At 35.3% G+C, this 14,539-nt stretch carries 11 protein-coding genes; 4 read left to right on the top strand and 7 right to left on the bottom strand.

Features of this window, described 5'->3' with window-relative positions:
- Nucleotides 1-186: 186 nt before the first annotated feature.
- Nucleotides 187-3,084 (bottom strand): PAS domain-containing protein, encoded by a 2,898-nt coding sequence (locus HME7025_RS09145; RefSeq protein WP_154401954.1) that lies wholly within the window; start codon nucleotides 3,082-3,084, stop codon nucleotides 187-189.
- Between the two features lie 704 nt (nucleotides 3,085-3,788).
- Here HME7025_RS09145 and HME7025_RS09140 point away from each other — a divergent pair.
- The 4 genes from HME7025_RS09140 to HME7025_RS09125 all read left to right on the top strand — a co-directional run bounded on the left by HME7025_RS09140 (nucleotide 3,789) and on the right by HME7025_RS09125 (nucleotide 10,011).
- Complete coding sequence (locus tag HME7025_RS09140; protein ID WP_161956229.1) at nucleotides 3,789-4,877, top strand: AraC family transcriptional regulator; 1,089 nt, start codon at nucleotides 3,789-3,791, stop codon at nucleotides 4,875-4,877.
- Between the two features lie 132 nt (nucleotides 4,878-5,009).
- Complete coding sequence (locus tag HME7025_RS09135) at nucleotides 5,010-5,567, top strand: outer membrane protein (protein ID WP_109323340.1); 558 nt, start codon at nucleotides 5,010-5,012, stop codon at nucleotides 5,565-5,567.
- Between the two features lie 546 nt (nucleotides 5,568-6,113).
- Complete coding sequence (locus tag HME7025_RS09130) at nucleotides 6,114-6,662, top strand: hypothetical protein (RefSeq protein WP_109323339.1); 549 nt, start codon at nucleotides 6,114-6,116, stop codon at nucleotides 6,660-6,662.
- A 133-nt stretch (nucleotides 6,663-6,795) separates the two neighbouring features.
- Nucleotides 6,796-10,011 carry a PAS domain S-box protein gene (locus HME7025_RS09125; RefSeq protein ID WP_109323338.1) on the top strand — a complete coding sequence of 1,072 codons (3,216 nt, stop codon included), beginning with the start codon at nucleotides 6,796-6,798 and terminating at the stop codon, nucleotides 10,009-10,011.
- 26 nt (nucleotides 10,012-10,037) lie between these two features.
- Here HME7025_RS09125 and HME7025_RS13435 read toward each other — a convergent pair whose 3' ends face one another.
- From HME7025_RS13435 to HME7025_RS09095, 6 genes are all read right to left on the bottom strand, one after another.
- Nucleotides 10,038-10,229 carry a DUF6370 family protein gene (locus HME7025_RS13435; RefSeq protein WP_130925607.1) on the bottom strand — a complete coding sequence of 64 codons (192 nt, stop codon included), beginning with the start codon at nucleotides 10,227-10,229 and terminating at the stop codon, nucleotides 10,038-10,040.
- A 159-nt stretch (nucleotides 10,230-10,388) separates the two neighbouring features.
- Entirely contained in the window at nucleotides 10,389-10,823 is a 435-nt protein-coding gene (locus tag HME7025_RS09115; protein WP_109323337.1) for a CopD family protein, read from the bottom strand.
- A gap of 2 nt (nucleotides 10,824-10,825) precedes the next feature.
- Nucleotides 10,826-11,593, bottom strand: coding sequence for an ABC transporter permease subunit (locus HME7025_RS09110; RefSeq protein WP_109323336.1), 768 nt, complete (start codon nucleotides 11,591-11,593; stop codon nucleotides 10,826-10,828).
- 6 nt (nucleotides 11,594-11,599) lie between these two features.
- Nucleotides 11,600-12,298: an ABC transporter ATP-binding protein gene (locus HME7025_RS09105; protein ID WP_109323335.1), complete on the bottom strand. Its 699-nt coding sequence runs from the start codon at nucleotides 12,296-12,298 to the stop codon at nucleotides 11,600-11,602.
- Nucleotides 12,295-13,542 (bottom strand): nitrous oxide reductase family maturation protein NosD, encoded by a 1,248-nt coding sequence (locus HME7025_RS09100; protein WP_109323334.1) that lies wholly within the window; start codon nucleotides 13,540-13,542, stop codon nucleotides 12,295-12,297. The genes HME7025_RS09105 and HME7025_RS09100 overlap by 4 nt, the downstream gene beginning before the upstream one ends.
- The gene (locus tag HME7025_RS09095; protein ID WP_109323333.1) at nucleotides 13,539-14,537 is read right to left on the bottom strand and encodes a nitrous oxide reductase accessory protein NosL; all 999 of its coding nucleotides are present in this window, start codon (nucleotides 14,535-14,537) and stop codon (nucleotides 13,539-13,541) included. The genes HME7025_RS09100 and HME7025_RS09095 overlap by 4 nt, the downstream gene beginning before the upstream one ends.
- Nucleotides 14,538-14,539: the final 2 nt, after the last annotated feature.

The following is a 14,539-nucleotide window of genomic DNA, read 5'->3' as shown; positions in this document are numbered from 1 at the left end:
CAAATCAGAATTTCCTCCCCAAAGAAAAAACTAATCCTTGGTATCTTCAAGTACTATGATTAGTTTAATTTCAATACAATTAGGAGCTTGCTTTTGTTTGATCTAAGCTTGTTTAACTGCCTGAATTTCAGGTAGAATTTTCATGTTTGATTACTCCGATTATGAAAAGTATAAATTGATTTTATATTATTTATCCAAATTTGAATGGGTTGATGTACTTAAAACTCGATTGATTTCATTCAATAGTTCGGATTGCTTAAATGGTTTAGAAATATAACCATTCATGCCAATGTCAAGGCATTTTTGTTTTTCTCCCACTAATGAATGTGCTGTCATAGCTATAATTGGGATAGAATTATTCAAATTTTTGCGGATAATAGATGTAGCTTGATAACCATCCATGATAGGCATTTGCAAATCCATTAAGATTAAATCAAAATTTTCTTTCTTAACTAGTTCAACCCCCATTTGACCATGGTTGGCTATTGTAATTTCAAAACCAAAATGTTTAATGACCATTTCAGCCAATTTTTGATTCATGACATTGTCTTCACAAAGTAAAATTCGTACCTGTCTTTTTTTAGATCCAAGTCGATTCAAATCAGTATTTTGTTTATTCTCAACGTGATTTGATTTTTTATATGTTAAGATAAAATAGAATTCGGAACCTATTCCTTGTTTGCTTTTGACATGAATTTCACCATGTTGGAGTTCCACTAACTGTTTCGAAATGCTAAGTCCTAAACCTGTGCCTCCAAATTTTCGGGTTGTGGAAGATTCTGCTTGCGTAAATCGTTCAAAAATTCTCTCCAGTACTTCTTCTGACATCCCAATGCCCGTATCCTTCACCGAAAAGCGTAAAGTAACGTTTGTGGAGGTCTCTTCTAATTTCTTGACTTGAATTGAAACATCCCCTTCATGCGTGAACTTGATAGCATTTCCTGCTAAATTCATTAAGATTTGATTTAGTCTACCTCGGTCACCTTCAATCATTTCCGGCAAATCTGCATCTAAATATAAACTGAAATCTAATTTTTTTTCTTCAGCCTTTACTTTCAATAAATGATGTACATGTCTAAGTATTTCAGTCAGATTAAAGGGATAAGACTCAATTTCCAATTTACCAGATTCTATTTTAGATAAATCCAAAATATCGTTGATGATTAATAGCAGATTATCTCCAGCTATGTGAATATTGGATAAATACTCTGTTTGAATGGGATCTAATTTCGACTGAGATAGTAATTCGGTGAAACCAATAATGGCATTTAAAGGGGTTCGGATCTCATGACTCATGTTGGCTAAAAAACTATCTTTAGCCAATACAGCTTCCTCTGCCATTAATTTAGCATGTAAAAGCTCTTTTTCCGCTTCTTTTTTGGTGGTATAGTTTTCGGCAACTCGAATGTAACCAGTGATTTCACCTTGTTCATTTTTAATACAAGTGACAGTTAACCAAACGGGTATTTTTTTTCCTGATTTTGTAACATAGGTCCATTCACTGGAATGAGGTTTACCACTTAATTTGGATTTAATAACCACTGTTTCCATCCCCAATTTAATCGTATAACCTAATTCTAAACTGAGTTCTTTAGTTCGCTCCTCCATTTCTTTAACATCGTAAAATGGGGAACAATCCATTTTACCAACTAACTCCTCTGCCGTATATTCAAGTAATTCTAAAGCGGCAGGGTTTACACGTTGAATGATTCCATTAATGTCAGTATGAATGATTGAAAGCCCAACTCCATCAAATGTGGCCTTTTGGTCTTCTATTAGAGCTAGAATCTGAATTTCTTTTTGTTTTTTTTCGGTGATATCAGCGGCAAATGCTACGAAGTGAATAAGCTGATTATATTCATTGTAAATCGGTTGAATATTTACGTTTAAATAATATTCTCTACCTGATTTGGTTATATTTTTAATTTCACCTTGATAAGTGAACGTCTTAAAAAGTTCACTTCTTACTTGATTTATAAATTCTGGATTGGTTATGGTCGTAGAAATAGTCTCACTCATTTTTTTGCCCATCACCTCTTGCAAACTATATTCTGAAATTAATTCATAGGGGTGATTTATCCATTGAATGACTCCCTCTGGATCAGTTATTAATACACCATCTTGTATACCTCTTGCGACAAAGGATAAACGCTGATTCTCTTCAAAAATCAACTTTTTATCAGTTATATCTCTGCTTAATGAAACATATTTTACCAATTCTCCCTTTTCATTCATAAAAGGGACCACAACCATATCTACCCAATAGAATGTTCCATCTTTCGCTTTATTCCTTAATTCTCCTTTCCAAACTTGTCCCTTATTTAAAATGCTCCATAAAGAATTAAAATACTCATCTGTGTGGTAGCCAGATCTAAGTATACTTATATTTTGATTGATTAATTCTTTTTGACTATACTTGCTATAACGACATGCCGTTTCGTTGGCATATTGAATGATTCCATCTTTATTTACTATCATTACGATGGATGATTCATCTAAAGCTTTTTGGTGACTCGTTAATTCCAATTGAAGCTCTTTTATTTCCTGGTCGGCTTGTTTTTTGACTTCTTGTTTGGATGCAATGTATTTCTTCCTAAGTTCAAGTTGTGTTATGATATATTGAGCAATCTTTTCTAACATGACTTTCGTTTCACTAGAAAGAGAGTTTGTTTTTGTGTCCATGACACTGATAGTTCCAATTCTAAAACCTTCATCTGTAATTAGTGGAACACCTGCATAATATTTTACTTGTAAATCACTTGTAACAAAACGGATGGATTTAACTCGTTCATCATTAGAAGCATCTAGAATTTCTAAAACATCATCTTGAAGAATGGTATGTTGGCTAAATGATTCATTTCTAGGTAATTCATCGTAGTCGAATCCCAATTTAGATTTGTACCAAATTCGATTTTTATCAATAAAAGAAATAAAGCCCATGGGCATATTTAAAACCATGCAGATAAGTTGTATGATTTTTTCGAATTCAGGTTCGGGAGGAGTATCTAGAATATCATAGCTATCCAAAGCGGCTAGTCGCAGTGGCTCATTTAATGGAATGAGTGGTTTCGATGGGGTTTCCATGACGGGTTTAGTTCTAATGTATTCTAATTGAGCCAATTACAAACAACAGGCTTATTTGATTTGATTATATAACGTAGTCACGGGTTTACAAATAAAGCAATGAATATTTTCTAAACGTAATTATTGGGTAGAATTTGGATTAAATAATCAATGATTTACCAACAGCTAAAATGGCAGCGAACATCAAAAAACAAGTTGAGGATTTGATTTGAATGGTCATTCGTAAGTCCAACATAGTAATACACCTGGGATAATGAATAAACGTTCAAATGAAAATTTGTAAAAAATAATGCATTTTGAATAAATGGTGACATAAATCAATATTTAAAATTAGTCTAAGCAAGGAATGTCGAGTAATTTTGAATATACTTGCATTGGTAATTAGAAATGGGGTTTATACTCCGTGTTCTTTATAAAGTTGAATGATCAAATTCCTGAGTTTTTAGGATGACATTTTATCAGCATGATTACCAGTTCTCCTGTTGTTCTAGCAAATTTTTTTGAAATAACTTGGATGAGTTTTCATCATGAAATGATTATACTTATCATTATTTGTGAAACAGGATTGAATTAGAATATATAAACCCTAAATAGTAGATTTTTTTTAAATGGATGGCATGCTGATCTTCTTGGTCCTTTTCAAACTAGTGGTTTCATTGGTTTTAGCAGTCTTCAATTTTAGGGTAAATCGTAATACGATTTATTTGTCTGGAGTTCTCGTTGTCATAGCTCTTTTTGGCTTATTGCATTACAGTATTTTTGCTAGTGACTCACCCACCATGTTGATTTTTATGGGGGTTTATAGTATACCTACCTATTATTTAGTCGGGCCATTTTTGTATTTCTATTTCAGAAGCACTCTATTAGATAATTCCAAAATTTACCCAGTCGATTACCTACATTATTTACCTTTTTTTATTGCCCTAATTAATGTCTTTCCCAGCTTTATTCGTCCTTGGAATGAAACATTAGATTTAGCTAATCAAATATTGGCAGATCCTAATTACTTAAAGACATTGAATTTAGGATGGATATATCCAAGCTATTTTAATATGATTGGTCGACCCATTTGTATGTTAATTTACGTTGGATTGATCATTAAAATGTATCGGGAACATAGTAATGAACTATACCGAAATGCACTTCCAGATAGTCATCGCATTTTGATGAAAAAGTGGTTGATGTTATTATTGACAGTGGTCACTTTTGCTGCGTTAAGTTATTTGGCTGGAGCATTTGTCTTTATGTACACACCGCATGTACCTAAGCAAACGGTGATGCATTCTCCGCTCACCTTGATCGTGATGATTGCTTTTTTAATGATTCCTTTATTGATCGTTATATTTCCTCAAGTACTATATGGAATTCCGATTGTTAAAAAGAAACGAAAATCTTTTGACCACTTTTTGAATGCTTCGGAAGTTTATAAATACGTCAACAAGTCGGACGATCCGCTTAGGGATGATGCTCTACGTATTTTGGATAGTATCCGGGAAGAAAAATGGTATCTAGATCCAGAATTTAATGTGGATATTTTGGCTTCGAAGTTAGATCTTCCGAAACACCATATTTATTATTGTTTTAACTACATTATCAAGTCTAAGTTTACTTCACTTAGAAGTCAACTTAGAATAGAATACGCTAAAAATTTACTGAGTTTAGATATGGAAATGGATGTCGAATTGGTTGCACAGCAATCAGGTTATAGTTCTGTTCAGAGTTTTAACCGGGCATTTGTTGAGGAAGAAGGGATCAATGTATATGAGTATATCAATAAAATAAAAAGGAAGTAGTAATAGGCTTTTAATAAGTCCAAATTCGATTTTAGAGTGCCAAACTGTTGTTTCTATTATTAATTTAAATCTGATAAAAATGAAAGAAAACGTTCACTGAGGACTTAAGCGGTCCTGATTTATGACCACACCATGATTACCAACCACGAAAAAACTGAAAGACAAACCACTAGTAAATTCATCATTTGGCTTTTCGCCTTCTGCATTTCATATGTAGGTTTTGCCCAAGAAACGAATCAATTGTACAAACATGCCATTGGTTATAAGTATACAACCCTGTGTAAAGGGGTAACTTTTCGAGTAAAAATTGATCAGTCGGCACAAGTTGAAGCTTTTGCAGGGCCATTTGAAAATGATCCTAATAAGCGAACTACCGTATTAGGAGTTCGATATCTATATACATTTCTTCAGGAAAAAGATTTTCCGATTAACCCATACATCTTTGTTGGATTTGGCTATGCCTATAGCGAGATAAAGCATATTGGTTGCAAAATGAACGATCCAAGTGATTTGTTTAATCTCATGGGTTATAGTGCGGGGATTGGAATGGAATTAAAAGTTACCGATAGAGTTTCTCTCAATGCAGAAGCCGCTCGAATGACTTTGTTTAATACTCAAGTCAACGGTCCCAATTTGGATGGAATTTCACTCAATTTTGGCATCAATTATGCCTTTGGTGGAATTTATTAATTATCATCAAAATGGAGCCATTTTGATGATAATGCCTTGAAAATCAAAAACCTGACGAAAATCATGAAATTATTTCGTGATTTTAAAAATTGAACTATTCAAGCAAATTACATGGTTTTATTTTGACTGGATATAACGTCCAATTTTTACTTTAAATGCAGATTGCCTTGAATTGAATGTGACGAACTAATTCAATATTATCCTGTTTTGGGCCTATTTTACCTATATTTTGAAGTGTTTTAAGTAAGCATGTTAGTAATGTTTACATTTATGCTTTTTTAGTTGTGTTTTGCAATAAATGACAAAAAAGAAGAAAGGGAAATGAGTTAGCTTTAATTACCTGGTTCTTTATTGAATTATTTTAATAGCATATGGCTGTAACATTGTATTATCTTGATTTAGAACTTGATGGGTATCATGTCAAGCTGAAAAATTCTCTTTTATATTTGCCCCAAGCTTTGGCACATGTTGTCTGAGTTCCAATCTTATCGGTTTGGTATTGATCTACTCTCCGATAGGTATGTTAACCTATAAAAATTTTAACCTATGAAAAATCTAGGAATGACCGCCATGGCAAAGGCGGCGCTGTTGGCTTGTGCCCTAGTACCGAGTACCTTTTTTTCAGCTTATTGTTTTTCTGATCAAGAAGGGCAAGAAGGTGATCAAGAAAAAAATAGTTTTGGAATTCGCTATTCTTATTCCTGTATGGGATTAACATGGCGACATGCTTTCAACGCTTTAAATCAGTTCGAAGCATTTATCCAACCCATGGCAACTGATCCAGTCAAGGAGTTTAATTTTTACGGAGGTAGGTATATTCATAATTTTCCTCAGACAGAATTCCCCTTTACTCCCTATATATTCATGGGTGTAGGAATGTCTACCTACCAAAACAATATGCCTAATCCCGTTTTGAACGAAAATAATAAGTTGAACAAGTGTTTGGGCTATGCGGTTGGTCAGGGTGTAGAAATTCCTTTATCGGATAAGCTAAGTTTTTCGGGAGATGTGGCTATCACTCGATTGAATAATGAACCCGACCAAATGCTAGGAATTATAAGGCTGGGCATGGGAATGCATTATACGCTAAAATAGTAAAATAGGGGGGACAGCATCTAAAAGATAATTTATTTAACTTGAGGTGCTGTAAAACCCCTTTCTTTTTTGAAATAAACTGTGTAGTATCTAACTTCAAGTGATTTTCCTTGTGTTTTATAATCCCCTTTAAATGAGTAAAATTAATCCTATTCCAGCCAATGAAGAAAAGCGCTTGCAGGCATTATATGAGTATCATATACTCGATAGCGTTTCGGAGCAGGAGTACGACAAGATAACGGCATTGGCATCTCAAATTTGTCAAGTCCCTATAGCTATTATATCATTAGTTGACAAAAATAGACAATGGTTTAAATCAGAAGTTGGTTTAGGGACAAAAGAAACACCTAGGGATATTTCCTTTTGTCAATATACCATTATGGGGGAGGAGGTTTTCGAGGTACCCAATGCCCTTGAAGATGAACGATTTGTAGAAAATCCATTGGTGACTGGAGATCCACATATTCGATTTTATGCAGGTGCTCCTTTGGTTACCCCAGAAGGGTATAACATAGGTTCTTTATGTGTGATAGATCAGGTATCCAAGGAGTTGACAAAAGAACAGCGAGATGCATTGAATACGCTGGCGGAGCATGTTATCATGACTTTGGAGTTAAGGATCAAGAATAATGTTTTGACGGAGCAAGTTAATCGTTTGACGGAGGAAAAAATTGCTCGCGTGACGATGGAACTGGGACGATATAAAGAGGCTTTAGATGAGGTTTTGGCCGTATTTATCATGGATTCCCAAGGAATTATTACTTATGCTAATGAGGCGATTTGTGCATTGAGCCAATACTCAAAAGAAGAATTACTTGGTCATCACAAGAGTATACTGCATCCAGAGTTTAATTCTTCATTGGAATCGGATACCTTTTGGGAAACCATTCAATCCGGAGAAGTATGGAAAGGGGAGATTCAGAGTAGAGCCAAAGATGGGTCTATTTATTGGTTGAATATCACTTTTGTTCCGTTTAAGGGGAAGGATGGAAATGTTACCCAGTATTTGGCCATTAGTAGTGATATAACGGAGCAAAAAATTAAATCCATCGACTTAGAATTGTTTTTTGAACTTTCACAGGATTATTTAACAGTAGCTAATAAGAATGGTTTTTTTGAGAAAGTGAGCCCTTCTTTTTATCGAAGTCTTGGGTATACAGAGGATGAAATAATGAGTAACTCTGGGGCGGCGCTTGTGATTGAAGAAGACTTACCTTTAAGAGATCAACTTCGAGAAAAAATGTTTCGTGGAGAAGGTGTGAAGGATTTTGAATTACGCTATCAATGCAAAGATGGAAGTGTCAAAGTATTGAGTTGGAATTCCTCGCCCAATGAACAAACGGGTAAATTATATGGAATAGCACGTGACATCACGGCAAGTAAGAAAATCATTGAAGAAAATAATCGTTTGTCTTGGGTAGCCAAAGGAACAGATAACATCGTAGTGATAGCTGATCCACAGGGTCTAATAGAATGGGTAAATGATCCATTTGAAAAGTTGACAGGATACACATTAGATGAAGTAATTGGTAAAAAACCAGGCAGTTTTTTACAATATGAGGGAACCGATCAGGCCACTTCTCAAGCGATGCAAGAGGCCATCGCAAACCGTCAAGTTTTTAAAGGTGAAATTCGAAATCGTTCTAAATCGGGGAGAGAATATTGGCTAGAATTATCCATTAATCCAATTTTCAATAATCAACACGAGCTTATTAATTTCATTGCCATTGAATCTGATATCACAGAGAAAAAAGAAAAAGATTTAGAGATTTCTAATCTATTGGCCACTCAGATTGCTATTTTTAATGGAGCAGGTTTGGCTATTATTTTCACGGATGTGAATGGGGTTGTTCAAAAAGTGAATCAAGCTACCTTGGAATTATTTGAATATGAGGAAGATGAGATAGTAAACATGCTTTTAAGTCAAATTCCTTGTTTTGACATGGATGAATTAATCCAATATAATGTTGAGCTAAGTGAAGAGTATGGTACTGAATTTGTGCCAAGCTTTGAAACGTTTGTGATGAGAACCAGATCAACGGGGAAACCTGAGCGTAGAGAGTGGACTCTTATTTCAAAGTCAGGTAAGCGAATTCCCATATGGTTAGGAGTAACCTGCGTAAAAAATGAGACAGGAGAGATCATTGGTTATTTGGGTGTTGCTGAAGATTATACGGAACATAAGCGAGCTCAAAATGAATTAATTAGAGCCAAAGAAATAGCAGAATCAGCAGCAAATGCCAAAGATAGTTTCTTAGCCAATATGAGTCATGAGATTCGTACTCCTTTGAATGCTATTATCGGTTTTACAGAACTCTTACAACAAAGAAATTTGCCTAGTCCTGATTGTGAATATGTAGAAAATATCCAAACTGCAGGTGATCATCTATTGTTATTGATTAATGATATTTTAGATTTATCCAAAATAGATTCGGGGAAAATAGAAATGGAGATACAACCATTCAGTTTAAAGGAATCAATGAAGCATGTGTATAGCATCCTTAAAGTGAAATCACAGAAAAAAGCCATTGAATTCAGCCTATTTTTGGATGCTGATTTACCTGATGCCGTGATAGGAGATAAGGGACGTTTAAATCAAGTATTAATAAATTTGGCAGGAAATGCGATAAAGTTTACTGAGGAGGGGGAAGTGACAATTGCCGTTAAAAAAGTACAGGAAACAGATTCTCGGGTTAGTTTACGCTTTTCTGTGAAAGATACAGGCATTGGTATTTCAGAAGAAAAGATAAAAACGATATTTGATCGTTTTACTCAAGCAGAAGCAAGTACAACACGCAAATTTGGGGGTTCAGGTTTAGGTTTGAATATTGCTAAACAATTGATTGAACTACAAGGAGGAAAGATTGAATTGAAAAGTCAACTAGGGAGAGGTTCTGAATTCTCTTTTGTATTGGAATTAGAAAAGACAAAACAAGTGCTTGAAAGCCAGCAAAATAAGAAAAGTTCCAATCTCAGCTTAGAGCAATCAGTGAGTATACTGATGTGTGAGGATAATGAGATGAACCAGCGATTGGCCAAAACGGTTATTACGAATTTTGGATTCCAATTAGACATAGCCAATAATGGCAAAGAAGGAATCGAACTATTGAAGCAAAAATCGTATGATCTAATCTTGATGGATTTGCAAATGCCCGAAATGGACGGTTATCAAGCCACCAAGTATATTCGAAATGAAATGAAATCGGATATTCCCATCATTGCGATGACTGCCCATTCGTTAGTAGGTGAACAGCAGAAATGCTATGATATCGGGATGAATGGCTATGTTTCCAAGCCTTATAAGCAGCAAGAATTGCTTCAAAAAATTCAAGAATTTATTCGTGAATAGGTTGTACTATTCACGAATAAATAGCCTTATGGAAGTAATTTGAAATAACTGGCAACGAATTTATCCTGAACGATTTTGCCTTGTACTTGTGCTTTTCTAACCACTTTGCAAAATCCGTTTTTGGAATGACTTCCACCATAATCGTTGATATTGGGTCCCTCTACGTAGTATTTCTTATTGTCTAATTTGATGGCCAATTGACAGTCATCTCCAGGCATATCAAATTGGCAAGAACCACAGCTTGCTTCTACGGTGTAAACTGCTTGTTTTTATCTAAATGGAGGTATTTAGGTTTGGTATTGGGTACAAAAGCCAAACCAAGACCAATAAAGGTCCACGTCATCAGGAAATACATAATCTTTTTCATATGCTTATATTTAAAGTCCTCCAAATCTAAATTGTAATCCGAAAAACACCATAAGGAGGGCAACTAGGGTGATGAATCGGATGTGTAAAACCATCAAAGGTAAATTATCTATACTCAGCTTAGGAATGATGAAAATACGAGCATGAAGAGCTAATAGTAAGCTCAGTACCAATAGACTTAATTTGATGATAATATTTCGCTGTACAGCATTATCCCAACTAAATAAAATGCCATACTGTAAAATGGCCATCCATACACCCGTGATAATTTGCACGAGTAAACTAGGAATACCAACAGGTTCAAATGTTTTTTCAAATTGTTGAATAAGCTGAACGTCTTTTTTTAATAAGGCCTTGGGGACAATTTGCAAACTCAAAATGAGATGTCCACCTACCCAAACACAGGCTCCTAATACATGCAACAAAAGTAAAGTATGGTACAACATCCCTATAAATCTTTCTTTTTAAAATAACGCAAAGAACAGGCAAAGGGAATTATTACCCAGAGCATTAAGGTGCCGAATGAAATGATAATTCCACCCGTGGTGCCAAAAAAATCTTTAAAAATGGCGCCTGTATACCCCATTAATGCAGATACATCCATTTGCATTAAAATTAAAATGCGTGCTAAATCGATAGGATTAAGCATGCTAATAACAATCATGAATTTTTCTATGGGATAGTCGGCCCATTGAAACAACATGAACAATACGATGCCGTCAAAAATGATGGCATAAAACAGCCACAGAATAATAGAAAGACCAATTCCTTTGGCTTTGTCCTTTGTTAAAACAGCTGCCAACAAGGCAATTGCCGTAAATATAAAAGTCAAAAGCAGTCCGCAAATCACAAGCATTAACCCGAGGAAACTGGGTTCGAAAATGAGGATAACTACACCCGCCCCAACAAAAAATGCTAATCCTAGGGCGGTAATTAGTCCAATAAAAAGGCTCCACCAAATGGTATTTCTCTTTAAAGGTTGACTCAGTAGAAGTTCAATGAACTCACTGCTATTGTACATATAAATGGTGGAGAATATCAGACATACCAAAGGCACAATCATGAGTATGATATTCAACATACTTAATAAGCCTTTAGAGGAAGTGTCTTCCAAACTAAATACACTTAAGGAAGCCAATAGTAAAATAAGGGTATAGAATATGACAATCCGATTTCGGATGATGTCAGCAATTACATGTTTATAGATCTTGTTCATGGTCTTCTAGGCAATGATTTTGGCAATCATTTTGGATAATTTCACCTCTTGGGTCTCTTCCTCTAAATCCCTTAAGGATTTTTGGAATAGAACTTGACCGTCTTGCATGTATATAACATCCGTTATCATTTCATCTAATTCACTCAGTACGTGGGATGATATGATGGTCGTTTTACCTCGAGCTTTTTCTTTTAGAATTTTTTGTTTCAATATTTCAGAAGAAAGGGGATCTAATCCTGCTGTAGGTTCATCCAAAATCAGGATATCAGGTTGGAATAGAAAAGCAAGACAGGCTCCAACCTTTTGACGCATTCCTCCTGAAAGTGTCCCCATTCTTTTATGGTAAATTTCTTTTAACTGGTATTGGTCAATTAATTCTTCGTCTAAGTTTTTTTGATCTTTTCGAATATCAATCATCATGGACATGACTTCACCAATGGTCATATTCTCTGGATAGCGTGTCATTTGAGGCATAAAACCAATTTTAGCACGATATGCCCATTCACCCCGTATATCTTCTCCTTGAAAAATGATTTTCCCTGAGTCTGGAATGACCATTTGTAAGATACTTTTAATTAAAGTTGTTTTCCCGCTTCCATTAGGCCCAATCAAGGCAATACAGGCTCCTGGTCGACAAGTAATGTGCACATCCTTGAGGACCTGTTGATTTCCAAAACGCTTGCTGATATGTTCGGTGATGATCATAATTTGACCGGTTTAATGAGTGGAAATTGATCTTTTAGTTGTTCTGGAGTTAAACTGGGTATTAATTTCTCCGTCTTGTCCATTAAGGCAGAAATGAAACTGCGAAACATGATGAGTGTGGTTGGGTTTTTTTCTAAAATGATGGAAAAAAGGCTGACAGGCCGAAATGGAATATCTCCAATGTGGTCTCGGTTTAAATCATAGCCATCATATTTATCCCAATAATTGCCATCGAAATTGTTCAGAACCAGCGTACCATTGGTACTCACATCAAAAGTGTTGTTCATAAAATTATTGTGATGGATGGTCATGTCTTGGCAACTAGCTTGAATTTTAAGCCCCCAACCATTATTGGAAAAGGTATTTCGATTCATTTTAACCCGACTTACGCCCTCAAGGTAAATTCCCGTCGTATTTTTTTCGAAACGGTTTCCTTGAATAATTCCATCCGAAATCTCTTTGAGTAAAATGCCATAAGAAGCATCCCCCCAATTTTGATGGAAGGTATTGTAAAACATATTGACGTGATTCGAAAACATGACGGCTACCCCAGCACCATTATTAGTGAAAACATTGGAGATATAAGTGTCATGGTTGGAAAACATAAAGTGTAGACCATAACGAAGATTGCGAAATGATCGGTTGTTCTTAATGATCGAATGAGTAACAAATTCAAAATAAATACCGTCACGATGTCCCGTGATGACATTGTTTTGGATTTGCAAATTGCTGCTATTCCAGCAGTGAATACCATTGCCACTTTGCTGCTCTTCTTTACCATAAGCAATGATTCGATTGTTTTTAATGGTACAGTGTTTACCATATTGAATATAAACACCAAAGAACGAATGGGTAATTAAGTTATTAATGATTTGCACATGTTGGGAATCATATACTTTAATTCCTGCCAAATCTTTTAAACTAGAAATGCCCGAATTCCGAATATGAAAACCTTGGATGGTAACTTGAGATGCTTTTATAGAAAGTACTTCATATTTTCCCTCTCCATCCAATATTGGTAATCCTATGCCCTGAATAGTTAAGGCCTTGTCGATGATTAGATTATGCTCATGATAGACACCGGGTTTAACTAAAATGCGGTCTCCTGCATGAGCCTGCTGAATAGCAGGAGCAAGGCTTTTAAAACGTTCATTTTTTCCTACATACCAAGTGTTTGCCTGGGTATATGGAACGGACAAGGCTAATAGAATGAATAAGATGAGGTAAGTTTTAAGGGCAATCATTGACGAATACTTTCCCAAGTTTTTTCTTCTCCAGCTAAAGCTTGGTTGTTTTTGACTAATTCATTTTTATCATTAAAGGCAGCCATATTGCCAGTCATTGGGCTTCCTAATGATGGACTAGAAATATAATAGGCTTGTGTTGCTAGGACTAATTCATGTTTTCCTGAAAAGTTGCTAACATAAATATCTTGGACAGCTGTTTCCTTATTGATTTGCAAATAATTCAACAGGCATTTTAGGTCATCAAAAGGGAGAGTCTTTCCTTGTTTGGTTAGTATGGCAGCAGCAAATCGGATGTCGCTTATTCCCATTTTGCAAAAATGACAATTATCTCGACCTACTTGAATGGGTTTGACTTCTATTGTACAAGCTTGAAAAAGGAATAATAGAGGTAAGAAGAATAGTACTGATTTGGGGCTTTTGGAAAAACGTAATTCCAAAATGACCCCAGTCAGTAACATCAAACCAATGACTATAAATATCCAACCACCTAAGTCAGGCATAGAATATGCACCAAAATTCAATAATTGTTTGAAGCCAATTAGAGGAGGCTGGTACGCCATGCCAGGTACTTGAATGGCGGCATTGGGATCTAAATCATGTCCATAATCGTATTCCCATTTCCAGAAATCGACCATGGCAATGATACCAAATAAGACGAAGGCTGAAAACAAGGTGTACAATAATTTCTTACGATTGATCCAAGCACCAATGAAAAACAAAATGGAAAAACCAATGATGATATAAGGCAATATGGAGAATTCAATAAAATCCTCTTTGTGCATGGTCTTCATGCCGATGTAGTGATTTAGGCCATTGATGATATCGACATTTCCTCGGATATCATTGGCATGAATTTGAAGACTCAATCCTTCTGGGTATTGAGGAGCATCTAATTCAATTTTCCAAATCGGTAAGTAAACCACAAAAGGTAATAAAATAGAGGAGATGAATAGCAGCATGCGTGCTGGTTTTCCCATTTGTTGAGTATTCATGT

The organism is Aquirufa nivalisilvae (genome assembly GCF_003143535.1).
In the GTDB taxonomy this organism is placed as follows: Bacteria; Bacteroidota; Bacteroidia; order Cytophagales; family Spirosomataceae; genus Aquirufa; species Aquirufa nivalisilvae.
The sequence above is the reverse complement of the archived record's forward strand: the minus strand, read 5'-3'. Positions and strand labels throughout refer to the sequence as shown.

What these genes read in the sequence shown, in the direction of transcription:
- HME7025_RS09095 (WP_109323333.1), bottom strand. Translation starts at nt 14,537, where the DNA reads ATGAATACTCAACAAATGGGAAAACCAGCACGCATGCTGCTATTCATC.
- HME7025_RS09100 (WP_109323334.1), bottom strand. Translation starts at nt 13,542, where the DNA reads ATGATTGCCCTTAAAACTTACCTCATCTTATTCATTCTATTAGCCTTG.
- HME7025_RS09105 (WP_109323335.1), bottom strand. Translation starts at nt 12,298, where the DNA reads ATGATCATCACCGAACATATCAGCAAGCGTTTTGGAAATCAACAGGTC.
- HME7025_RS09110 (WP_109323336.1), bottom strand. Translation starts at nt 11,593, where the DNA reads ATGAACAAGATCTATAAACATGTAATTGCTGACATCATCCGAAATCGG.
- HME7025_RS09130 (WP_109323339.1), top strand. Translation starts at nt 6,114, where the DNA reads ATGAAAAATCTAGGAATGACCGCCATGGCAAAGGCGGCGCTGTTGGCT.
- HME7025_RS09145 (WP_154401954.1), bottom strand. Translation starts at nt 3,084, where the DNA reads ATGGAAACCCCATCGAAACCACTCATTCCATTAAATGAGCCACTGCGA.
- HME7025_RS09135 (WP_109323340.1), top strand. Translation starts at nt 5,010, where the DNA reads ATGATTACCAACCACGAAAAAACTGAAAGACAAACCACTAGTAAATTC.
- HME7025_RS09125 (WP_109323338.1), top strand. Translation starts at nt 6,796, where the DNA reads ATGAGTAAAATTAATCCTATTCCAGCCAATGAAGAAAAGCGCTTGCAG.
- HME7025_RS13435 (WP_130925607.1), bottom strand. Translation starts at nt 10,229, where the DNA reads ATGCCTGGAGATGACTGTCAATTGGCCATCAAATTAGACAATAAGAAA.
- HME7025_RS09115 (WP_109323337.1), bottom strand. Translation starts at nt 10,823, where the DNA reads ATGTTGTACCATACTTTACTTTTGTTGCATGTATTAGGAGCCTGTGTT.